This is a genomic window from Burkholderia sp. 4NA327C6 (assembly GCF_005502655.1).
GTDB classification, from domain to species: Bacteria; Pseudomonadota; Gammaproteobacteria; order Burkholderiales; family Burkholderiaceae; genus Burkholderia; species Burkholderia contaminans.
Window position 1 is genome coordinate 115,831 of record NZ_SCNZ01000017.1, and the last position, 21,483, is coordinate 137,313.

Consider the following 21,483-nt stretch of genomic DNA (forward strand, 5'->3'; position numbering starts at 1 on the left):
GGGCGGCGGCAGCCCTGGCACGGGCCCTGCCGTCGCCGTTGCGTCACTTCACGCTGAAGCCGTACGCGCCCTGCGTGCGGTGCCCGTCGGTCGCGACGGCCACCCATTTCACCGTATAGGCGCCGGTGCCGACCGCCGTGAGCGGCACCGACATCCGCTTGCGATTCGACGCGTCGATGCGCGCTCGGCCGTCCGACACCGTCTTGCCGTCGCCGTCGACGACGACGATCGAGCTGAACGCCGGCTCCAGCGGCTCGGTGAAATCGATCGTGACGGCGGCAGGCGCGGCAGCCACCGACGCGCCCGCCGCCGGATCGCTCTTCGCGAGGTGCGCGTGCGCGAACGCGGCCGACGAGACGGTCGCGGCAACAATGACGGCAGCGGCATTGCGGCCGATCGGGAACGAAGCAAAAGGCATGTGCTTTCCGTGAAGAATGAACGGGCGCCGCGCCCCGCGCGGCGTACCGGCAGCTTACCAGCGCATGCCCGTTCATGCCGGTCGTGCGCCATCGCTTGATAGAATGCGCGCGCTATGGATCTCGAAAGCATTCTCTACACCCAGGGCTTCGGCTCGCGCCGCCAGTGCCGCGGCCTGATCGAAGCGGGCCGCGTCGCCGTGGCGGGCGCCAGCGCGACCGACCCCGATGCCGCGTTCGATACCGACGGCCTCGTGTTCTCGGTCGACGATACGGCGTGGCCGTTCCACGCACGCGCCTATCTCGCGCTCAACAAGCCGGCCGGCTACGAGTGTTCGCGCGATCCGCAACACCACGCGAGCGTGTTCAGCCTGCTGCCCGCACCGCTCGTCGCGCGCGGCGTGCAGTGCGTCGGGCGTCTCGACCAGGACACGACGGGCCTGCTGCTGCTCTCCGACGACGGCCAGTTCGTGCACGCGTACACGTCGCCGAAACGCAAGGTGCCGAAGACCTACGTGGCAACCGTGCGGCACCCGCTCGACAACACCCAGTTGAATGCGCTGCGCGCCGGCGTGCAGCTCCACGGCGAGCCGAAGCCGATCGCGGCGGTCGCCGCCGACGCGCGCGACCCGCACGCACTCGCGCTGACCGTGCTCGAAGGCAAGTATCACCAGGTCAAGCGCATGGTCGCGGCGGCGAGCAATCGCGTCGAAGCGCTGCATCGCGAAAGCATCGGCGGCTTCACGCTGCCGGGCGATCTCGCACCCGGCGCGTGGCGCTGGCTCGATGACGCCGACCTTTCAGCGCTGCGCAATCCCGTCAAAACCCTGTAAGGGAAAATCCGCACGACCGTTCGACGCCCGGCCGCATCTCGGCCGCATGTTCCCCCGCTATACTGAAATCACAAGCTGTAAGAGAACAGCGATGCAGGGGGAGGCACCATGAGCAACCATACTTTTGAACTGTCGTCCGTGATGATCGCGTTCGCGGTCGTCGGTGTCATCTTGATCGGCGGGCTGCTGGCCACGATGCACATGAAGCACAAATATCATCCGAACCTGATTGGCGCGCTGATCGGCGCGCTACTGTGCTTCCTGCTGATCGAAGCGTTACCGGCGCTCACCTGATGCGCTGCCCGGCGCGAGCGTTTGAAGGAAATCGTCTACGGTCGGGTACCGCAACGTCACGCACAATTCGGCCTTGAGCCGTGCGTTGGACAAGCGCCGCGACTCGCGCATGAACGACAGCAGCGTCGGTTCGAGCTGACGCTCGGCGTCCGCGCGGCTGACGCGCGGCGGCCTCGGCAGGCCGAGCACCTGCGCGACCCGGTCGAAATACTCCCCCATCCGCAGTTCGCTGTCGTCCGACGCGTGCACGGCGCGCGCCGGCTTGCCGCGCCCGGCCGCGCGGCGCAGGATCGCCGCGAGATCGTCCGCGTGGATGTGGTTCGTGTAGACGTCGTCGGCCGGCTCGAGTGCCGGCGTGCCGCGCTCGAGCCGTGCGATCGGCAGGCGGTTCGCCGCATAGATGCCCGGAATGCGCACGATGCGCGCGGACAGCACGCCGCGCACCGTTGCGGCACGCAGTTGCCGCTCGGCCGACACGCGCCGGAACGCGCGCGGATTCGCAGGGCGCAGCGGGTGCGTTTCGTCGATGCGTGCGCCGCCGCAATCGCCGTAAACGCCCGTCGTACTGGCGTAGACGAGCCTCGGCGCACGAAGGCCGTCGGGTACAATACGCGCTGCCCGAACGGGCGCGCCGGCCTGTCGGGTAGCGGTCCGCAGTGTGCGGAGCCGGCCGACCGCCGATGCCGGCGGTACCGGCAGCCGTCGCGCAGGCACGGTCGTTGCGGCGATCAGCGCACGCGTGCGTCGATCGTCGCGGCCATCGGACTGCGGCGGTGCGAGATGCAGGATCGTGCGGGCCAGGCCCGCGAGGCGGCCAAGCGTCGCCCGGCGGTCGAGGTCGCCGACGATCGGCGTCACGCCCGCGGCGCGCAGTTCGTCGCGGCGGGCCGGGTGGCTCGTCAGCGCGAAGATCCGCAGGTTGCAGCGCGTGTCGCGCCATTGCGCGACGCAGCGCATGCCGACGTCGCCGCAGCCGACGATCAGTGCGCGCGGCCGGCGCAGGATTCGAGTCGCGATCATGTTGGTTGCGAAATCAGTAGCCACCGTTGCGCGACGCGCAACGGGTTTGCATTGTAGCTGCCGTGCCCGACATGCACGGTCCCCCCATTTTGTTCTAGTTTGGTTCTATGGCATTCAACGTCACTCTCAAGCAAAGCGGCCGGCAATTCCAGGTCGAGTCGGATGAAACCGTGCTGGCGGCTGCGCTGCGCCAGAACGTCCATCTGCCGTACGGCTGCAAGAACGGCGCGTGCGGCTCCTGCAAGGGCCAGATCGTGTCGGGCCAGATCGAACAGGGCCCGCACGCCGCGTCGGCGCTGTCCAACGACGAACGCACGCGCGGCCTCGCGCTGCTGTGCTGCTCGAAGGCGCAGTGCGATCTCGAGATCGACGTGCGTGAAATCGCCGGCGTCGACGGCGTGCAGGTCAAGAAGCTGCCGTGCCGGATCGCCGCGCTCGAGCGCAAGGCCGACGACGTGATGGTCGTGAAGCTGCAACTGCCCGCCAATGAACGCCTGCAGTATCTCGCGGGCCAGTACGTCGAGTTCATCCTGAAGGACGGCTCGCGCCGCAGCTACTCGATGGCGAACGCGCCGCACGAGGAAGGCCCGATCGAGCTGCACATCCGCCACATGCCGGGCGGCAAGTTCACCGACCACGTGTTCGGCGCGATGAAGGAGCGCGACATCCTGCGCTTCGAAGGCCCGCTCGGCACGTTCTTCCTGCGCGAGGATTCCGACAAGCCGATCGTGCTGCTCGCATCGGGCACGGGCTTCGCGCCGATCAAGGCGATCATCGAGCACGTGAAGCACACGGGCATCACGCGCCCGATGACGCTCTACTGGGGCGCGCGCCGCAAGAAGGACATCTACCTCGGCGAGCTCGCCGAGCAGTGGGCACGCGAGATCCCGAACTTCAAGTACGTGCCGGTGCTGTCCGAGCCGGACGCCGGCGATCAGTGGACGGGCCGCACCGGCTTCGTCCATCGCGCGGTGATCGAGGACCTGCCCGATCTGTCGGGCCACCAGGTGTACGCGTGCGGCGCGCCGGTGATGGTCGAGTCCGCGCAGCGCGACTTCACGCAGCACCACGCGCTGCCGGCCGACGAGTTCTATGCGGACTCGTTCACGAGCGCCGCCGATCTCGCGCATCCGGTCTGAGGCCCGCGCACCCGCATACGGCACTGCGCGCCGCGATGTCACATCCGTGGCATCGCGCCGGTTTACAGTGAGGCGCGGGATGCCTTATGCTTGCGCACATGAACCGCTTCCTGTCCGCCCTTCGACGTCGCCGCTCGCCGCTCCGCCCGGATGCCGCCGGCTCGTCACGGACTCGCGCGTAACCCCCACACCGCTTCACCGGTTACGCACAAGCTGTTCGACCCACCAGCCACGGCCTTCCGTGGCTTTTTTATTGCCTGTTTCCCTTTCAACGTCCGCTGGAGTCTGCTGCCATGCCCCTGAACGATTATCCGATCGACTCGCTGATGTACATCACGAACCGCCCCGACATCGTGTTTACGCACGGCAAGGGTTCGTGGCTCTACGATCACACGGGCAAGCGCTATCTGGACTTCATCCAGGGCTGGGCCGTCAACAGCCTCGGCCATTGCAACGAAGGCATCGTCGACGCGCTGAAGACGCAGGCAGAAAAACTGCTGAACCCGTCGCCCGCGTTCTACAACGAGCCGATGGCGAAGCTCGCGGGCCTGCTCACGCAGCACAGCGTGTTCGACAAGGTGTTCTTCACGAACAGCGGCGCGGAAGCGAACGAAGGCGCGATCAAGCTTGCGCGCAAGTGGGGTCGCAAGTTCAAGAACGGCGCGTACGAGATCATCACGTTCGACCACAGCTTCCACGGCCGCACGCTCGCGACGATGTCGGCCAGCGGCAAGCCGGGCTGGGACACGATCTACGCACCGCAGGTGCCGGGCTTCCCGAAGGCCGAGCTGAACGACATCAACTCGGTCGAGAAGCTGATCACCGACAAGACCGTCGCGGTGATGCTCGAGCCGATCCAGGGCGAAGGCGGCGTGATTCCGGCCACGCGCGAATTCATGCAGGCGCTGCGCGCGCTGACGAAGCAGCACAACCTGCTGCTGATCGTCGACGAGGTGCAGAGCGGCTGCGGCCGCGCGGGCACGCTGTTCGCGTACGAGCTGTCCGGCATCGAGCCGGACGTCATGACGCTCGCGAAAGGCATCGGCGGCGGTGCCCCGCTCGGCGCGCTGCTGTCGAAAGCCGAGTTCGCGGTGTTCGAGGCCGGCGACCAGGGCGGCACGTACAACGGCAACCCGCTGATGACGGCGGTCGGCTATTCGGTGATCTCGCAGCTCGTCGCACCGGGCTTCCTCGAGGGTGTGCGGGCGCGCAGCGAATACCTGAAGCGCAAGCTGCTCGAGCTGTCGGAAGAGCGCGGCTTCGAAGGCGAACGCGGCGAAGGCCTGCTGCGCGCGCTGCTGCTCGGCAAGGACATCGGCCCGCAGATCGTCGAGAAGGCGCGCGACATGCAGCCCGACGGCCTGCTGCTGAACGCCGCGCGGCCGAACCTGCTGCGCTTCATGCCCGCACTGAACGTGACGACCGAGGAAATCGACCAGATGATGGCGATGCTGCGGTCGGTTCTCGACACGCTCTAAGGAGAGCCCGCCGATGGATGCCGCCGCCGATGCTGTCGCAATCCGCCCGTTCGAACGCGCCGACACCGATGCCGTGCTCGCGGTATGGCGCGACGCGTTCCCGCAGTACGAAGACGCGGATGCGCCGCCGCACCGCGCTCCGCTGCGATCGATCGAGCTGAAGCTCGCGACGCAGCCGGAACTGTTCTTCGTCGCAACTAGCGGCGCCCGCGTGGTCGGCACGCTGATGGCGGGTTTCGACGGACATCGCGGCTGGCTCTACTCGTTCGGCGTATCGAACGACGCACGCCGGCTCGGCATCGGCCGCGCGCTGATCGCGCATGCGGAACGCGCGCTCGCCGCACGCGGCTGCCTGAAGATCAACCTGCAGGTGCTGCCCGGCAACGACGACGCGTGCCGCTTCTACGCGGCGCTCGGCTATCGCATCGAGGAGCGCATCTCGTTCGGCAAGACGCTGCCGGCCGCGTGAAGCAGAGGCCGGCAGCGCGCCACTTCAGCGCGTGATCGGCCCAGCGCCCGGCAGCGGATTGCCGAGCGCGTCGGTCGGCACGGCCTGCTGCTCGAACGCCGCGAAATACGCGGCCCACTGCGACTCGCTCACGCGCACGATCAGCGCGCCGTCCTGCCAGATGTCGTTGTGATCGTTGTGGTCGTCGCCCGCGCGGTGCAGGTAGTTCGAGCCGGTCGAACCCTGGTTCATGTGTGTGTCGTGGATGCCGTTGCCTTCCGAATACGAGCGGCCGAACACGACGACGTCGAGCCCCTGCGACTGCGCGGCGTTCACCAGCCGCAGCAGCGACGGGATCGGCTCCTGATGCTCCGTACCGTCCATCACGGCGCTCGGGCGCCATGCGCCCGTTCCGTTCAGGATGTCGCTGCGCAGGTAGTCGAGCGCGGGCAATGCTGCCTGCCCCGTCAGGTCCGTATAGCCTTCGGCCGCGGCCGCGAGCGTCTGCGTGATCGGGTGGTGGAAGTCGTAGACGAGCTTGTAGTTCAGCAGGTCGTCAGCATCGTTGGTGCCGACGTTGATCGCGACGTCCCAGTCGCCTCCGGGCAGCGCCAGCGTCAGGTGGATGTGATACTGGATCTCGCTGCCGTGCGGCGAACCCTTCAGCTTCGCCACCGACGTCACCTTCGCCTTCACGAAACCGTAGTCCAGACTCATGCGTGCTCTCCGTGTGCCGATCGGCCGTCGATGCTACACGGCCCGTGTGACGGTTGGCAGGCGACCGGTAACGAGCGGCCGCCCCCATCGTTCCCGTGCCGCGTGTGCGGCCCGACAGTCGAATGGAGTCGCGCTCGCACGCACAAGTTCGACCGGAATCGCATGACACGAAAAAAAAGGCTGTCACGGCATCCCGTGACAGCCTTTCGAAAGCCCGTGTGCGACGCGCCCGGCATCGGCCGGCGCGCGCCCGCGGGGCCCGCTCATTCACTCACTCATTCACCCAGGTAAGCGGCACGCACCTTCGGATCGTCGAGCATCTGCTTCGCATCGCCTTCCATCGTGACCGTGCCCGAATCCATCACGTAGCCGCGGTCGGCCGCTTGCAGCGCGAGGCGTGCATTCTGCTCGACCAGCAGCACCGTGATGCCCTCCTTCGAGATTTCACGCACCACTTCGAAGATCTTCTCGACCATGATCGGCGACAGGCCCATCGACGGTTCGTCGAGCAGCAGCAGCTTCGGCTTAGAGAGGATCGCGCGCGACATCGCCAGCATCTGCTGCTCGCCGCCCGACAGCGTGCCCGCGAGCTGCGTCGCACGCTCCTTCAGGCGCGGGAAGAAGCCGAACATGCGGTCGACGTCCTTCTTGATCTGCTCGCTGTCGTTGCGCAGATATGCACCCATCTGCATGTTCTCGACGATCGACATCCGCGCGAAGATCCCGCGGCCTTCCGGCACCATCGCGAGGCCGCGCTTGAGCAGTTCGTGCGTCGGGATGCCCTTGATCGACTTGCCCTCGTACTCGATGTCGCCGGCCGAATACGCCTTCAGCCCCGTGATCGCCTTCATCGTCGTGGTCTTGCCTGCGCCGTTCGCGCCGATCAGCGTCACGAGCTCGCCCTGGCGGACTTCCATGTCAACGCCCTTGACGGCCTGGATACCGCCGTAGTTGACCTGCAAGCCCTTGATTTTCAACATTGCCGCTGCCATCAGTGCACCCCTGCGCCGAGATATGCCTCAATCACCTTCGGATTCTTCTGCACGTCCTGCGGCAGACCCTCGGCGATCACCTTGCCGTAATCGAGCACCGTCATCCGGTTGCACAGCCCCATCACGAGCTTCACGTCGTGCTCGATCAGGAGAATCGTGCGGCCGTCCGAGCGGATCTTGTCGAGCAGGCGCGTGAGTTCGACCTTCTCGGTCGCGTTCATCCCGGCCGCCGGCTCGTCGAGCGCGAGCAGCTTCGGGTCGGTGGCCAGTGCGCGCGCGATCTCGAGACGGCGCTGGTGGCCGTACGACAGGTTGCGCGACGTGTAGTCCGCGTACTGCAGCACGCCGACGTATTCGAGCAGCTCGATCGCGCGTTCCTTGATCTCGCGCTCTTCCTGGCGTTCGGCCGGCGTCTGGAACACCGCGCCGAGCAGCCCGTGCTTGGTGCGCACGTGGCGGCCCACCATCACGTTCTCGAGAGCGGTCATCCCGCCGAACAGGCGGATGTTCTGGAACGTGCGCGCGATGCCCGTCTTCGCGACCTGATGCACCGCGGTCGGCTTGTATTCCGTGCCGTCGAGCCTGAACTCGCCGGAGTCGGGCGTATAGAGGCCCGTGATCACGTTGAAGAACGTCGTCTTGCCGGCGCCGTTCGGGCCGATCAGGCCATAGATCTCGCCTTCCTTGATCTCGAGGCCGACGTCGGACAGCGCCTGCAGGCCACCGAAGCGCTTGTTCACGCCTTTGACGGACAGTCGGATTTGTTTGTCGCTCATGTGTGTATCCCCTTGTCCGTAGGTTAAGCGCGCACCGGCTTCTTGCTGGCGCGCTTCGCCAGTTTCGCGATCTTGTCCTCATGCTTCGGCGCCGGCCAGAGGCCTTCCGAGCGGTACAGCATGATGACCACCATCGCGAGGCCGTACAGCGCCTGACGGATCACTTCCGTATCGACGACGTCGTGACCGAACAGCGCGTGCTGCAGCGGGCTCATCGTCGAGCGCAGGAATTCCGGGAAGATGGCGAGCAGCACTGCGCCCAGGATCACGCCCGGGATGTGGCCCATGCCGCCGAGCACCACGCATGCGAGCACGACGATCGATTCCCAGAACGTGAACGATTCCGGCGACACGAAGCCCTGGAACGAACCGAACATCGCACCCGACAGGCCGCCGAACGACGCGCCCATCGCGAATGCGAGCAGCTTCACGTTGCGGGTGTTGATGCCCATCGCCTTCGCCGCGATCTCGTCTTCGCGGATCGCCGCCCATGCGCGGCCGATACGCGAGTGCTGCAGGCGCGTACACACCCAGATCACCAGCAGCGAGCACAGCACGAACAGGTAGTAGTACATGTAGACCGACGGCAGCTGGATCCCGAACAGCGAGTGCGTCTGCGCGAGGCTGAAGTCGCCGATGTGCACCGGATCGATGCCCGTGATCCCCTTCGGGCCGTTGGTGATGTTCACCGGACGGTCGAGGTTGTTCATGAAGATCCGGACGATTTCACCGAAGCCGAGCGTCACGATCGCCAGGTAGTCGCCGCGCAGGCGCAGCGTCGGCGCGCCGAGCAGGATCCCGAAGGTCGCCGCCAGCGCCATTGCGATCGGCACGATGATCAGGAACGGGATGTGCAGCCCGTTCGGCGCGAGCGCCGCGATCCACTCGAACTGCGAGCTCAGGTGCGGCGAGCTCAACAATGCCGCCGTGTACGCACCCACCGCGTAGAACGCGATGTAGCCGAGGTCGAGCAGGCCGGCGAAGCCGACCACCACGTTCAGGCCCAGCGCGAGCATCACGTACAGCATCGCGAAGTCGAGCACGCGGACCCAGTAGTTGCCGCCGGCCGAGCCGATGATGATCGGCGCCGCGATCACGAAGACCGCGGTCAGGAGGCCGATGATGACGGTCTTGGTGGTGTTGCGCTCTTCGACGAGCGACGTCGAGGATTCGATCGGTTGAATGGATGTCATGTTGTTTGCTCCCTTCCGTTACGCGCGATCCGCGACACGTTCGCCCAGCAGGCCGGACGGACGGAACACCAGCACGATGATCAGCACGATGAAGGCGAACACGTCCTGGTAGTTACTGCCGAATACGCCGCCCGTGAGGTTGCCGATATAGCCGGCCCCGAGCTGCTCGATCAGGCCGAGCAGCACGCCGCCGACCATCGCACCGCCGAGGTTGCCGATCCCGCCCAGCACCGCGGCCGTGAATGCCTTCATGCCGGGGATGAAGCCCATGTAGAAGTGCACGTTGCCGTATTCGGAGGCGATCATCACGCCGGCCAGCGCGGCGAGCGCGGAGCCGATCATGAACGTCGCGGAGATCACGAAGTTCGGGTTCACGCCCATCAGGCTCGCGGTGTTCGGGCTTTCGGCGATCGCGCGCATCGCGCGGCCGAGCTTGGTCTTGTGCACGAGCAGCAGCAGGCCGCCCATCACGATGAACGCCACAGCGATGATCACGATTTCAGTGACCGAGATCACGGCGCCGGGCGTCGTGTCCGTCGCCTTGATCACGTTGATCGGGTCGGTCGGCAGCAACTGCGGGAACGGCAGCGGGTTGCGCGACCAGATGATCATCGCGGCGGTCTGCAGCAGGATCGACACGCCGATCGCGGTGATCAGCGGGGCGAGGCGCGGTGCGCGACGCAGCGGCCGGTAGGCGACCCGTTCGATCGTGAAGCCGACGAATGCACAGACGACTGCGGCGATACCCAGGCCGATCGTCAGCGTCGCGACGTTGCCGAGTCCGGGAAAATGGTTCTGCAGCACGGTGATGGCCGACAGGGCGACCATCGCGCCGATCATCAGCACGTCGCCATGCGCGAAGTTGATGATGCCGAGAATGCCGTACACCATCGTGTAGCCCAACGCGATGATGGCGTAGACACTGCCGAGCACCAGCCCGTTGAGAACCTGCTGGACGAAAATATCCATTTAAAGCTCCTTGGCCCGTGCTGCCGGAGGACGTTGCGCCCCGCGGGTAAGCGAGGAATCGCGCCTTCTCGGCGACACTGCGGGTACTAGTCGATACCGGTAAGGGTGGATCGTCCCGGCGCGCGCCGCCCGGCCTGTACGGCCGGACCTGCCGCCGGAGCGGATACAAAAACGGCACCGCACTGTTCCGGTGCCGTCATGAGTCCCGTCGCTAAATCGTCACGACATCGAGGACGGTGTTCGTGGCCTCCTTGAAGTCGTAGGGCAGCATGCCGAGACGGCCATCGTCCGGTTGCCCGGCATCCGTGCCTTTTCCTGTCCGGTGCGAGGCAAGCCCCGCACCCGGGCAGATCGGATTCCGTGCCGCGCCGCCCCGCAAGGCACCGCGAACGCCGCGCCCGACATTCGTCAGGACTGCGTCGGAATCCATCGTACGAACCAGACCGCGCGCCGCGACATCATTGCTCGCGGCAACGCGCTGTTTCGTCGAATCGAAATGAGAGGGGACCGGCGACATCGGCACGCTGCCCGCACCGCCGGGCGCCTTGGCCGGCCTGCGTCGATCGGCGCGCACGGTCGCTGTCACGCCACGACCGGCGGCCTGCTGTGCTGCAACCTGCGTGCCCGCAGCCTGGCCGTTCGCCAGGCCAAACGCGTTGATTTCCTCGATCGCCAAACGTGCCCCGTTTCCCTTGTCCTTGCCCAATTGCGCGGTGCGGCACGCGAACGGTGCCGCACGACCGGTTCCGGCGACGCGCACGCCGCTGGCCGGCGGTGCCGCAAACGCCGCAGCCTCCCCCGCCTCGTCGTCGCTCTTTTTGCTGCAGCCGGCAAGCATTGCAACCGGTGCGGCGACGGACATGGCGTAAGCCGACTTCACATGCATTGAGTGGTCTCCCGCGCCTTGCCAAAATCCGATTTCAAAGCCATTCAGGCCTGAAAACGGGCGCATTGTAACTCCATTTATAGGACGCCAATAATCCTGATTCGATGGGGTTTTCCTGCATTGCAACCAATTTTGAGAGACGCTTGGAAGCGCGTAGAGCAACCTGGTTGCACCATTCATCCGAATAATGGTTGCGATTGCGATTTCGACAGCCAAAAAAAAGCGCGCCGTCAGGCGCGCTTCGGTGTTCCGCGGGTGCGATGCGGCAATCAGGCGGCGGGCGGCAGGTTCAACCCGCGCGGCAGCGGAAACGACACGTTTTCCTCGATGCCGTCGAGCGCGCGCACATTGCGCACACCGAGTTCGCGCAGCCGCGCGATCACGGCCTGGGCGAGCACTTCGGGGGCCGACGCGCCGGCCGTCACGCCGATGCGACGCTTGCCTGCGACCCATGCCGGATCGATCTGGTCGGGCGCATCGACCATGTACGCATCCACGCCGCGCTTCTCGGCCACTTCACGCAGGCGGCTCGAATTCGAGCTGTTCGGGCTGCCGACGACGATCACGACATCGCACTGCGGCGCCATGAACTTCACGGCGTCCTGGCGGTTCTGCGTCGCGTAGCAGATGTCCTGCTTCTTCGGCTCGCGGATCTTCGGATACTTGGCCTTCAACGCGGCGATGATCTCGGCTGCGTCGTCGACGGACAGCGTCGTCTGCGTGACGAGCGCGATGCGTTCGGGATCGGCGAGCTCGAGCTTCTGCACGTCCTCGACGCTCTCGACGAGATGCATGCCGCGCTCGACCTGCCCCATCGTGCCTTCGACTTCCGGGTGGCCCTTGTGCCCGATCATGACGATGTCGACGCCGTCCTGGCGCATCTTCGCCACTTCGACGTGCACCTTCGTGACGAGCGGGCAGGTTGCGTCGTAAATACGCAACCCACGCACGTCGGCCTCGTCGCGCACGGCCTTCGACACGCCGTGCGCGCTGAAGATCACGGTATTGCCGGCCGGCACTTCCTCGAGTTCCTCGACGAAGATCGCGCCTTTCTTCTTCAGATCCTCGACCACGTACTTGTTGTGGACGATCTCGTGACGGACGTAGATCGGCGCACCATGCATCGCGATGGCGCGCTCGACGATCTCGATCGCGCGATCGACGCCCGCGCAGAAACCGCGCGGCTGGGCCAGCAGGATTTCGGCATCGGCGGCGACGGTCTGCCCGGACAGCGTATCGGTGGTGCTCATGATTACAGGATTCCGATGATTTTCACTTCGAACGTGAGCGCTTGGCCCGCGAGCGGATGATTGAAGTCGAACAGTGCCGAGGTTTCGCTGACTTCCTTCAGCACCCCCGCGTACCGGCCGCCGTCCGGCGCGTTGAACTCGATCAGCTCGCCCGGCGTGAAATCGTCGCCGACCATCCCGTTCTCGCGCAGCGTCGACAGCGTCACGCGCTGGAGCATGTCGGGATTGCGGGGACCGAACCCCTGTTCGGGGGTTAGCTGAAAAGTCGAATGGTCGCCGACCCTGAGGCCGATCAGAATCTGTTCCAGCGACGGCGCCAGTTGCCCCGCGCCGAGCAGCAGCGTGGCCGGCTTGTCGGTGAAGGTGTTGACGATATCGGCGCCGTCGGCGAGTGCCAGCCGGTAATGCAATGTGACGTGGGAACCGGGCTTCACTTCGGATAGATCGATGAGGCTCATGAATTACTCGTTCAGTCGGCGCCCGATACGGCCGAAAGGCCCGGCGCAAAACCAATATTGTAAGTCACCTGAGCGCGCAAGGCTGAAAGTGCGACGACGTCGCGCACACTGCCCGCCGCCAATGGAGTTTCAAGCATGCTGTCACCCTGCCCAGCCTTGCCGCCCGTCGAATGCCGCGACAGCGCCGATCTGCCGCCCGATCCGCCCGGCCGCGTCATCCCGATCCACCGGCGCAAGCGCCGCCTGCGCGGCTGGCGGCCCGAGCGGCCGCGCGAGCGGTTGCTGGAGCGCGGGCCGGCGGCGCTCACCGACGACGAACTGGTCGCCCTGCTGCTCGGCACGGGCAAGCCCGGGCACGATGTATTCACCACCGCCCGCGCACTGGTCAAGCAGTTCAAGTCGCTGCACGGGCTGCTCGAGGCGACCACCGGCGATTTCGAGGCGCACCCCGGCATCGGCCCCGCGCGCTCCGCGCGGCTGGTTGCCGTCATCGAGATCGCGCGTCGCATGCTGAAGGAGAAAGCACACGAGAAGAAGCCGATCGATTCACCCGGCGCGGTCGAGGACTATCTGCGGCTGAAGATCGGCGGGCGCCCGTACGAAGTGTTCGCCGCAGTCTACCTCGACGCACGCCACTGCCTGATCGACATGGAGGAAATCACGCGCGGCTCGCTGACGCGCATGGCCGTCTACCCGCGCGAAATCGTGCGCCGCGCGATGGCTTATAACGCTGCGGCACTGATCGTTGCCCACAACCATCCGTCGGGCGCGGTGCAGCCGAGCGCGGAAGATCGCCGCCTGACCCGGGTGCTGCACGATGCGCTCGCGCTCGTCGATGTCAGGCTGCTCGATCACGTCGTGATCGGCACCAGTGATACTTTTTCGTTCGCACGGGCCGGTTGGATGTAGACTGTGCGGTTGCGGCCCGCCCAAGGGCGCCGCAACGGTGATGCGAAATTAGGTTTGATTTTTCTGAACTTTTTCTGCTAGAATCGCCGTCTGTCTTTTTTCCAACCAGTTCTAGCCATCGAAGGGCCTTGTCTGTAAGGGCTTCGGCGTTCTGAGTGCAGCCATGGATCACGTGGCGGTACGATGGAACCTTCATCGGCGATCGAACCCCGAATTTAGCGTATTAGGAGTGCTCTCATGGCACGCGTATGCCAAGTAACTGGGAAAGCGCCGATGAGCGGCAACAACGTTTCCCACGCCAACAACAAGACGAAGCGCCGCTTCCTGCCGAACCTGCAAAACCGCCGGTTCTGGGTAGAGAGCGAAAACCGCTGGGTGCGCCTGCGCGTCTCGAACGCCGGCCTGCGCCTGATCGACAAGAACGGCATCGATTCCGTGCTCGCTGACCTGCGCGCACGCGGCGAAGCCTAAGCCCAAGGAGCACAATCATGGCAAAAGGCGCACGCGACAAGATCAAGCTCGAGTCGACCGCTGGTACGGGTCACTTCTACACGACCACGAAGAACAAGCGCAACATGCCGGAAAAGATGGCGATCAAGAAGTTCGATCCCGTCGTCCGCAAGCATGTTGAATACAAAGAAACCAAGATCAAGTAATCTCCGGTTTCTGCTAGCCTGACGGCGACCGAAAAGCCCCGCACATGCGGGGCTTTTTGTTTTGCGCGCACGCTCCGGCCCGACGCGGTATGCTCTCCCCTTTCCGCGGCCACGGCCGCCGGAACGCACAAGATCAAAAGCGTAACGATGGAGATGCAGCATGAAATTCGACGTGGCGATCGTCGGCAGCGGCCTGGCAGGGCTGTCGGTCGCACTCAACCTGGCCAGCACGCGACGTGTCGCGCTGATCGCGAAACGGTCGATGATGGAGGGCGCGAGCGATAACGCGCAAGGTGGCATCGCGGCTGTCCTCGATTCGGCGGACAGCATCGAGAACCACGTCGACGACACGCTGGTCGCCGGTGGCGGCTTGTGCGACGAAGGCGCGACGCGCTATATCGTCGAGCACGGCCGCGAAGCGATCGAATGGCTGATCTCGCAGGGCGTGCCGTTCACGAAGGACGACGCGGCCGAGCTCGGCTTCCACCTCACGCGCGAAGGCGGCCACAGCCATCGCCGGATCATCCACGCGGCCGACGCGACCGGCCATGCGGTGCTCGCCACGCTGTCGGCGCGTGTGCGCCAGCATCCGAACATCACGTTCTTCGAAAACCACCACGCGATCGACCTGATCACGTCGGACCGGCTCGGCCTGCCCGGCCGCCGCTGTCACGGCCTGTACGCGCTCGACGTCGACAACGACCGCACGATCACGATCGAGGCGCCGCATACGGTGCTCGCAACGGGCGGCGCCGGCAAGGTCTACCTGTACACGACGAACCCCGACACCGCGACCGGCGACGGCATCGCGATGGCGTGGCGCGCAGGTTGCCGCGTGTCGAACATGGAATTCATCCAGTTCCACCCGACCTGCCTGTTCCATCCGTACGCGAAGTCGTTCCTGATTTCCGAAGCCGTGCGCGGCGAAGGCGGCCTGTTGAAGCTGCCCGACGGCACGCGCTTCATGCCCGCGCACGATCCGCGCGCCGAACTCGCGCCGCGCGACATCGTCGCGCGCGCGATCGACTTCGAGATCAAGAAGCGCGGGATCGACTGCGTGTATCTCGACATCAGCCACCAGCCGGAAGCGTTCCTGCGCGAACACTTCCCGACGATCCACGCGCGCTGCCTCGAATTCGGCATCGACATCGCGAAAGAGCCGATCCCCGTCGTGCCGGCCGCACACTATACGTGCGGCGGCGTCGTCACCGACCTCGCCGGGCGCACCGATCTCGCGGGCCTGTATGCAGTTGGCGAAACGTCGTACACGGGGCTCCACGGCGCGAACCGGCTCGCGAGCAACTCGCTGCTCGAATGTCTCGTGATTGGCCGTGCCGCGGCCGAAGCGATCGAGGCGGCCGGCTTCGATGCCGAAACGCCGGCCACGCTGCCCGCGTGGGACGAAAGCCGCGTGTCGGATGCGGACGAGGAAGTCGTCGTTGCGCACAACTGGGACGAGCTGCGCCGCCTGATGTGGAACTACGTCGGCATCGTGCGCACCGACAAGCGCCTCGAGCGCGCGAAGCACCGGCTGTCGCTGCTGCGCGACGAGATCCAGGAGTACTACGCGAACTTCCGCGTGACGCGCGACCTTCTCGAACTGCGCAACCTCGTCGACGTGGCGACCCTGATCGTGAAGAGCGCCCACTCGCGCCGCGAGAGCCGCGGGCTGCACTACAGCCGCGACTGGCCGAACTCGCTGCCGAAGGCGCTGCCGAGCGTGCTCACGCCGCGCGCGCGTCGCTGAGCGGCACACCCTTCCCGGCTGCGGCCGCACAGGAAAAAAGCCGTTGGCGTTTGCGCGCCAACGGCTTTTTTTGTGATCAACGGCACTCGGTCAGTCGACGATCCGCATCGAATAATCCGTCGCGCGCACGTCCTTTGTCAGCGCGCCGATCGAGATACGGTCGACCCCCGTTTCCGCGAATGCCCGCACCGTATCGAGATTGACGCCGCCCGACACTTCGAGCACGGCCTTGCCGTTCGCCACGCGCACCGCTTCACGCATCATGTCGAGCGTGAAGTTGTCGAGCAACACCGACTGCGCGCGGTGTGCGAGCGCCGTATCGAGTTGCGCAAGCGTTTCGACTTCGATCTGCACGGGCACGCCCGACTTCAGCGCGAACGCCGCGTCGAGCGCCTCGCCGACACCGCCTGCCGCCGCGATGTGGTTTTCCTTGATCAGGATGCCGTCGTACAGCGCGAGACGCTGGTTCTCACCGCCGCCGACGCGCACCGCGTACTTCTGCGCGAGCCGCAGGCCCGGCAGCGTCTTGCGCGTATCGAGGATCTTCGTGCGCGTGCCTTCGACGCGATCGACGTAACGACGCGTCGCGGTCGCGACGCCCGACAGCAGTTGCAGGAAGTTCAATCCGTTGCGCTCGGCCGTCAGCAGCGCGCGCGCCGGCCCTTCGAGTTCGCAGACGGTCGAATCGGGCGACATACGATCGCCTTCGCGATAACGCCACTGCACGACGATCGCCGGATCGATCCGCGCAATCACGGCCTCGAACCACGGCACGCCGCACAGCACGGCTTCCTCGCGCACGATGATGCGAGCACGGCGACGCCCGCCGGCCGGTACGAGCCGCCCGGTCTGGTCGCCGGTGCCGACGTCTTCCGCGATCGCATCGGCCACATTGCGCGCGATCGCGTCGTCGAAAGCCGCGCCGTATTGCTCGCGGACAACGTCGAACAGCGGGGATACTGCGGAGTTCGCGCCGCCTTCCGCCGGGCCGCCCCCAAGGAAGGTGGCCGCCCCCTCGGGGGGCAGGGAACGAATGTGAGCGTGGGGGCTATTCATTACGCAGCCCCCACGTTCGCAAACAATTGCTGATCGCGCTGCAGATCGCCGCTCGCCTGCACGCGCTTCTTGTGCGCGGCCGCGAAATCGAGCATCCGGTCGATCGGCAGGCGTGCGCGCTCGCCGATCGCGGGATCGACGAATATCTCGTTGTGACCGCGCTCGAGCACGTCGGCGAGGTTCGCGAGGCCGTTCATCGCCATCCACGGGCAGTGCGCGCAGCTCTTGCAGGTGGCGCTGTTGCCGGCCGTCGGCGCGGCGATGAAGGTCTTGCCGGGGGCCGCAAGCTGCATCTTGTGCAGGATGCCGAGATCGGTCGCGACGATGAAGTGCGTCGCGTCGAGCTTGACCGCCGCGTCGATCAGCTGCGTGGTCGAGCCGACCACATCGGCCTGCGCGACGACGTTTTCCGGCGATTCGGGGTGGACGAGCACCTTCGCGTCCGGATACTCGGCGCGCAGCAGGTCGAGCTCGATGCCCTTGAATTCGTCATGAACGAGGCACGAGCCTTGCCACAGCAGCATGTCCGCGCCGGTTTTCTTCTGGATGTAGCTGCCGAGATGGCGATCCGGCGCCCAGATGATCTTCTCGCCGCGTGCATGCAGGTCGGCCACGATCTCGAGGCCGATCGACGACGTGACCATCCAGTCCGCGCGCGCCTTCACGGCGGCGCTGGTATTCGCGTAGACGACGACGGTACGGTCGGGATGCGCATCGCAGAACGCCGAGAATTCGTCGACGGGGCAGCCGAGGTCGAGCGAGCAGGTCGCGTCGAGATCGGGCATCAGGATGCGTTTGTTCGGGCTCAGGATCTTCGCGGTTTCGCCCATGAAGCGCACGCCGGCAACGACGAGCGTCTGCGCGTCGTGGTCACGGCCGAAGCGGGCCATTTCGAGCGAATCGGCGACACAGCCGCCGGTTTCGTCGGCGAGCTCCTGCAACTCGGCGTCGACGTAGTAGTGCGCGACCAGCACGGCCTTTTCACGCACGAGCAGTGCCTTGATGCGCGCCTTCAGCGCGGCGCGCTCTTCGGCGGACGGCGCATCGGGCACCTTGGCCCATGCCTGCCCCACACCGCACACGGTCCCTGCTGCAACGGGCCGGTCGTACTCGACGGGTTTGATCGTCGATTGCATCTCCATATCTCCTGTCGACCAGCGTTAGCGCTTTAGCGCTTACGCTGGTCCCATGCTTCGCGGTCGACCCACGTTCGCGCTGCAGCGCTTACTCGGGTCCCATCCTTCGCGGTCGATCAGCGTTGGCGCGTTAGCGCCCACTCCGATCCCATCCCCTGCATTCGCCCCGGGACAACACTTCCACGCTGCCCCAAGCCTCATACGAATCCAGCCCTGCCGATCACGTTCAAAAACCGGCGGACCAAATAAAAAACCCCGCCAACGCGGGGTTTTTGACGTCCTTAGATTCTAATCGATTTCGAATCAGGCGTAGCGGCGCAGGCGCGTCGCGAATTCCTGCAGCGCCTTGATGCCGCTTTGTTCTGCGCGATGGCACCAATCCTGCAATTGCGCGAGAAGCTGTTCGCGCGATGCGGTCGAACGATCCCAGATCGCAGCGAGATCCTGGCGCAGCTGGAAGTAGGTTTGCAGCTTCTGGCTGTTCGCGAAGATTTCCGGCAGCAGCTTCTTCTGCGGCTCGTCGAGGCCGTCGGCGTCCTTGTGGAACCACTTGCGCGCGCCGCGCATCATCTGGTACTTCTCGCCGCCGATTTCCTTCAGGTGCGCGAGCTCCTGGCGGTACGCACGCTTCACGGCCTTGCCGTAGCGCGCCATCACTTCGTAGCGGTTCGACAGCACGGCCTGCAGCGTTTCCTGGTCGAGCACCGTCTTCGGCTTGTTCAGGCGCGGCGTCGGCGCGACCTTCTTCACCTTCGCGAGACCGAACGCCGACATGATGCGGATGTACATCCAGCCGATGTCGAACTCGTACCACTTGTTCGACAGCTTCGCCGACGTCGCGAACGTGTGGTGGTTGTTGTGCAGCTCTTCGCCGCCGATCACGATGCCCCACGGGAACAGGTTCGTGCTCGCGTCGGCCGAGTTGAAGTTGCGATAGCCCCAGAAGTGGCCGAAGCCGTTGACGACGCCAGCCGCCCAGAACGGAATCCAGACCATCTGCACGGCCCACACGGTGAGGCCGATCACGCCGAACAGCGCGACGTCGATCACCATCATCAGGCTGATGCCGAGAATCGGGTACTTCGAATAGACGTTGCGCTCCACCCAGTCGTTCGGCGTACCGTGGCCGAACTTGCGCATCGTCTCTTCGTTCTTCGCTTCCGCGCGATACAGCTCGGCGCCCTCGAGGAACACCTTCCAGATGCCGCGCGTCTGCGGGCTGTGCGGATCTTCCTCGGTCTCGCACTTCGCGTGGTGCTTGCGGTGAATTGCGGCCCACTGGCCGGTCAGCATGCCGGTGGTCATCCACAGCCAGAGGCGGAAGAAATGGCTCGCGATCGGATGCAGCTCAAGCGCGCGATGCGCCTGGCAACGGTGCAGGTAGACCGTCACGCCGATGATCGTGACGTGCGTGACGGCGAGCGCGAACAGCGCGACCTGCCACCACGAAAAATGCAGGAGCCCGTGGGAAAGAAAATCGAGCAGGGAATTCAACAAGGCAGTTACCTGTGATGAGAGCGACGCCGGCCCGCGCCAAGCGTCAGAAAAATGAAAGCATACCGCGTGTAGACCAGAATTTTACTTCAACCGTTCCAAGTCTTTGTAAAAAATGAACATTTTCTTGCCCTGACGCAACCGGTGCAGTCCACGCGCGGACTTGAAAAGGCCCGTGATCCGGTTCCGACCGCGGGGTCGATACGACTGGATTGGCGGCCGGCCCGCGCTATGCAGCCGGCGCGCGCCCGTCCGACGCGCCGTTGGCGGCGGCCGGATCGAGCCCGGCAGCCGCGCCCGCAGCGGAAAAACCGTCTGGCAACCCGACGACGCGCACTTCTCGCTGCGGGAACGGAATCGAAATCCCGTGCTCGTTGAACAGGCGCCAGATGTTGCGGTTCACGCTCGAACGCACGCCGGACGTGCCCTTCGCCGAATCCTCGATCCAGAACCCGAGCTCCAGGTCGATCCCGTCCGCCCCGAAACTCACCAGATACGGGGTCGGAGCCGGTTCGGCCAGCACACGCGGCACACCTTTGGCTGCCTCGGCGAGCAGCGTGAGCGCGTGCTCGACATCGCTCGTGTACGCGACCTGCACGGCGACCTTCGCGTAGCCGCGCGTCAGGTACGACGACTGGTTCTGCACGACGTCGGTGATCAGCTTTTCGTTCGGGATCAGCGTCTCGTTGCCGTCGAGGCCGCGCACGACCGTATAACGCGTGCGGATCTGCGTGACGACGCCCTGCAGACCGCCGACGCTGATCGCGTCGCCGAGCCGCAGCGAGCGGTCGAGCAGGATGATGAAGCCCGACACGTAGTTGCTGGCGATCTTCTGCAGCCCGAAACCTAGGCCGACACCGACCGCGCCGCCGAACACGCCGAGCACCGTCACGTCGATGCCGACCAGCGACAGCCCGATCAGGATCGCCGCGAACACGAGCAGCGCGCGGCCGACCCGCGACAGCACGACCTTCAGGTTCGCGTCGAGCGTGCTCGCGCGCGTGAGGCGATCCTCGAGCACCGAGCCGAGCCACATCGCGACCATCAGCGTCACGCACACCCACAGCGCGCCCGAGATCACCGACAGCAGCGTGAGATGCGCATTGGCGACACGGAACTGCACGCTGTCGAGCCAGCCGAGCACGTCGCGCTGGATGCCGAGCACCGTCAGCACCATCGCGGCCCACACGACGGTCGATACGATCTTCTCGACGATCGACAGCCATGCATGCGTGTGGCCGTCGCGCGCAAATACGCGCCGGGCAAAGAAGAACAGCACGTAGATCAGCCCGATGCCGAACAGCGGCACGAGCGCGAGCGACAGCAGCGACGTCGACATGAACGGGTCGAACGCGAGCTGCGCGCCGCCCACGAACACGCTGCCGAACAACGGGAACAACGCGCGCTTCAGGCTTTGCGCACCCGCGCCGGGCGCGCGTCCGGCCGCCCGGCGTCGCGCGTCGATCCGGCCGTGCACGAAGCGCGCGGCCACCCATGCGAAGCACAGCGCGCCGATGAGTATCGCCGCCTGCCAGATCATCACCGGCTGGTGGAAGTCACGAATGACCGATGCCAGCCGGTGCGACAGCAGGCGGCTCTGCAGATTCTCCATCGTC

The 21,483-nt window shown here is 65.6% G+C and carries 24 protein-coding genes; 9 read left to right on the forward strand and 15 right to left on the reverse strand.

The annotated features are described in order from the left end of the window. Positions 1–43: 43 nt before the first annotated feature. The gene (gene copC / locus FFS49_RS19125; RefSeq protein WP_105819043.1) at positions 44–418 is read right to left on the reverse strand and encodes a copper homeostasis periplasmic binding protein CopC; all 375 of its coding nucleotides are present in this window, start codon (positions 416–418) and stop codon (positions 44–46) included. Between the two features lie 114 nt (positions 419–532). Here copC and FFS49_RS19130 point away from each other — a divergent pair, with 114 nt between their 5' ends. Continuing rightward, positions 533–1,249, forward strand: a complete 717-nt coding sequence (locus FFS49_RS19130) for a 16S rRNA pseudouridine(516) synthase (protein ID WP_105819044.1) — start codon at positions 533–535, stop codon at positions 1,247–1,249. Between the two features lie 108 nt (positions 1,250–1,357). Continuing rightward, complete coding sequence (locus FFS49_RS19135; RefSeq protein WP_105819045.1) at positions 1,358–1,543, forward strand: hypothetical protein; 186 nt, start codon at positions 1,358–1,360, stop codon at positions 1,541–1,543. On the opposite strand, the gene FFS49_RS19140 is transcribed toward FFS49_RS19135, so the two are convergent. Beyond that, entirely contained in the window at positions 1,526–2,563 is a 1,038-nt protein-coding gene (locus FFS49_RS19140; RefSeq protein WP_039368135.1) for an NAD-dependent epimerase/dehydratase family protein, read from the reverse strand. The two genes, FFS49_RS19135 and FFS49_RS19140, sit on opposite strands and share 18 nt — an antisense overlap. A 107-nt stretch (positions 2,564–2,670) precedes the next feature. On the opposite strand from FFS49_RS19140, the gene FFS49_RS19145 reads away from it, so the two are divergent. From FFS49_RS19145 to FFS49_RS19155, 3 genes are all read left to right on the forward strand, one after another. After that, positions 2,671–3,702, forward strand: coding sequence for a CDP-6-deoxy-delta-3,4-glucoseen reductase (locus FFS49_RS19145; protein ID WP_039368138.1), 1,032 nt, complete (start codon positions 2,671–2,673; stop codon positions 3,700–3,702). Between the two features lie 293 nt (positions 3,703–3,995). Then, positions 3,996–5,180 (forward strand): acetylornithine transaminase, encoded by a 1,185-nt coding sequence (locus FFS49_RS19150; protein ID WP_071334868.1) that lies wholly within the window; start codon positions 3,996–3,998, stop codon positions 5,178–5,180. A 13-nt stretch (positions 5,181–5,193) separates the two neighbouring features. Continuing rightward, positions 5,194–5,649 carry a GNAT family acetyltransferase gene (locus FFS49_RS19155; RefSeq protein WP_105819046.1) on the forward strand — a complete coding sequence of 152 codons (456 nt, stop codon included), beginning with the start codon at positions 5,194–5,196 and terminating at the stop codon, positions 5,647–5,649. A gap of 24 nt (positions 5,650–5,673) precedes the next feature. Here FFS49_RS19155 and FFS49_RS19160 read toward each other — a convergent pair whose 3' ends face one another. The 9 genes from FFS49_RS19160 to FFS49_RS42945 all read right to left on the reverse strand — a co-directional run bounded on the left by FFS49_RS19160 (position 5,674) and on the right by FFS49_RS42945 (position 13,006). Beyond that, positions 5,674–6,345, reverse strand: a complete 672-nt coding sequence (locus tag FFS49_RS19160) for a DUF2278 family protein (protein ID WP_105819047.1) — start codon at positions 6,343–6,345, stop codon at positions 5,674–5,676. Positions 6,346–6,620: 275 nt separating this feature from the next. Further along, positions 6,621–7,337, reverse strand: coding sequence for an ABC transporter ATP-binding protein (locus FFS49_RS19165; protein WP_039368157.1), 717 nt, complete (start codon positions 7,335–7,337; stop codon positions 6,621–6,623). Next, a complete protein-coding gene (locus tag FFS49_RS19170) occupies positions 7,337–8,113 on the reverse strand; it encodes an ABC transporter ATP-binding protein (protein WP_105819048.1) in 777 nt (258 codons plus the stop codon). Before FFS49_RS19170 ends, FFS49_RS19165 begins: the two co-directional genes overlap by 1 nt. Before the next feature lie 23 nt (positions 8,114–8,136). After that, positions 8,137–9,306, reverse strand: a complete 1,170-nt coding sequence (locus FFS49_RS19175; RefSeq protein ID WP_039368160.1) for an ABC transporter ATP-binding protein — start codon at positions 9,304–9,306, stop codon at positions 8,137–8,139. An 18-nt stretch (positions 9,307–9,324) separates the two neighbouring features. Further along, on the reverse strand, positions 9,325–10,275 hold the full coding sequence (locus FFS49_RS19180; RefSeq protein WP_006488946.1) for a branched-chain amino acid ABC transporter permease: 951 nt from the start codon (positions 10,273–10,275) through the stop codon (positions 9,325–9,327). 211 nt (positions 10,276–10,486) lie between these two features. Further along, positions 10,487–11,161 (reverse strand): amino acid-binding protein, encoded by a 675-nt coding sequence (locus tag FFS49_RS19185; protein WP_105819049.1) that lies wholly within the window; start codon positions 11,159–11,161, stop codon positions 10,487–10,489. A 269-nt stretch (positions 11,162–11,430) separates the two neighbouring features. Further along, on the reverse strand, positions 11,431–12,411 hold the full coding sequence (gene ispH / locus FFS49_RS19190; RefSeq protein ID WP_034178810.1) for a 4-hydroxy-3-methylbut-2-enyl diphosphate reductase: 981 nt from the start codon (positions 12,409–12,411) through the stop codon (positions 11,431–11,433). Positions 12,412–12,413: 2 nt separating this feature from the next. Next, positions 12,414–12,869, reverse strand: coding sequence for a peptidylprolyl isomerase (locus FFS49_RS19195; protein WP_027786673.1), 456 nt, complete (start codon positions 12,867–12,869; stop codon positions 12,414–12,416). 11 nt (positions 12,870–12,880) lie between these two features. Next, the gene (locus FFS49_RS42945) at positions 12,881–13,006 is read right to left on the reverse strand and encodes a hypothetical protein (protein ID WP_256093565.1); all 126 of its coding nucleotides are present in this window, start codon (positions 13,004–13,006) and stop codon (positions 12,881–12,883) included. On the opposite strand from FFS49_RS42945, the gene radC reads away from it, so the two are divergent. From radC to nadB, 4 genes are all read left to right on the forward strand, one after another. Further along, positions 13,005–13,778: a DNA repair protein RadC gene (gene radC / locus FFS49_RS19200; RefSeq protein ID WP_105819050.1), complete on the forward strand. Its 774-nt coding sequence runs from the start codon at positions 13,005–13,007 to the stop codon at positions 13,776–13,778. The two genes, FFS49_RS42945 and radC, sit on opposite strands and share 2 nt — an antisense overlap. A 237-nt stretch (positions 13,779–14,015) precedes the next feature. Next, entirely contained in the window at positions 14,016–14,249 is a 234-nt protein-coding gene (gene rpmB, locus FFS49_RS19205) for a 50S ribosomal protein L28 (protein WP_004186391.1), read from the forward strand. A gap of 17 nt (positions 14,250–14,266) precedes the next feature. Then, entirely contained in the window at positions 14,267–14,434 is a 168-nt protein-coding gene (rpmG, locus tag FFS49_RS19210) for a 50S ribosomal protein L33 (RefSeq protein WP_006478046.1), read from the forward strand. 160 nt (positions 14,435–14,594) lie between these two features. Then, positions 14,595–16,181, forward strand: coding sequence for an L-aspartate oxidase (gene nadB / locus FFS49_RS19215; protein ID WP_105819051.1), 1,587 nt, complete (start codon positions 14,595–14,597; stop codon positions 16,179–16,181). Positions 16,182–16,271: 90 nt separating this feature from the next. Here the strand turns inward: nadB and nadC are convergent, their stop codons facing one another. The 4 genes from nadC to FFS49_RS19240 form a co-directional block, all read right to left on the reverse strand. Further along, the gene (gene nadC / locus FFS49_RS19220) at positions 16,272–17,237 is read right to left on the reverse strand and encodes a carboxylating nicotinate-nucleotide diphosphorylase (protein WP_224755797.1); all 966 of its coding nucleotides are present in this window, start codon (positions 17,235–17,237) and stop codon (positions 16,272–16,274) included. Then, positions 17,237–18,373: a quinolinate synthase NadA gene (gene nadA, locus FFS49_RS19225; RefSeq protein ID WP_071334971.1), complete on the reverse strand. Its 1,137-nt coding sequence runs from the start codon at positions 18,371–18,373 to the stop codon at positions 17,237–17,239. The genes nadC and nadA overlap by 1 nt, the downstream gene beginning before the upstream one ends. A gap of 303 nt (positions 18,374–18,676) precedes the next feature. Beyond that, positions 18,677–19,870, reverse strand: a complete 1,194-nt coding sequence (locus tag FFS49_RS19235; protein ID WP_039368179.1) for an acyl-CoA desaturase — start codon at positions 19,868–19,870, stop codon at positions 18,677–18,679. A gap of 226 nt (positions 19,871–20,096) precedes the next feature. Then, a complete protein-coding gene (locus tag FFS49_RS19240; RefSeq protein WP_105819052.1) occupies positions 20,097–21,479 on the reverse strand; it encodes a mechanosensitive ion channel domain-containing protein in 1,383 nt (460 codons plus the stop codon). Positions 21,480–21,483 lie beyond the last annotated feature (4 nt).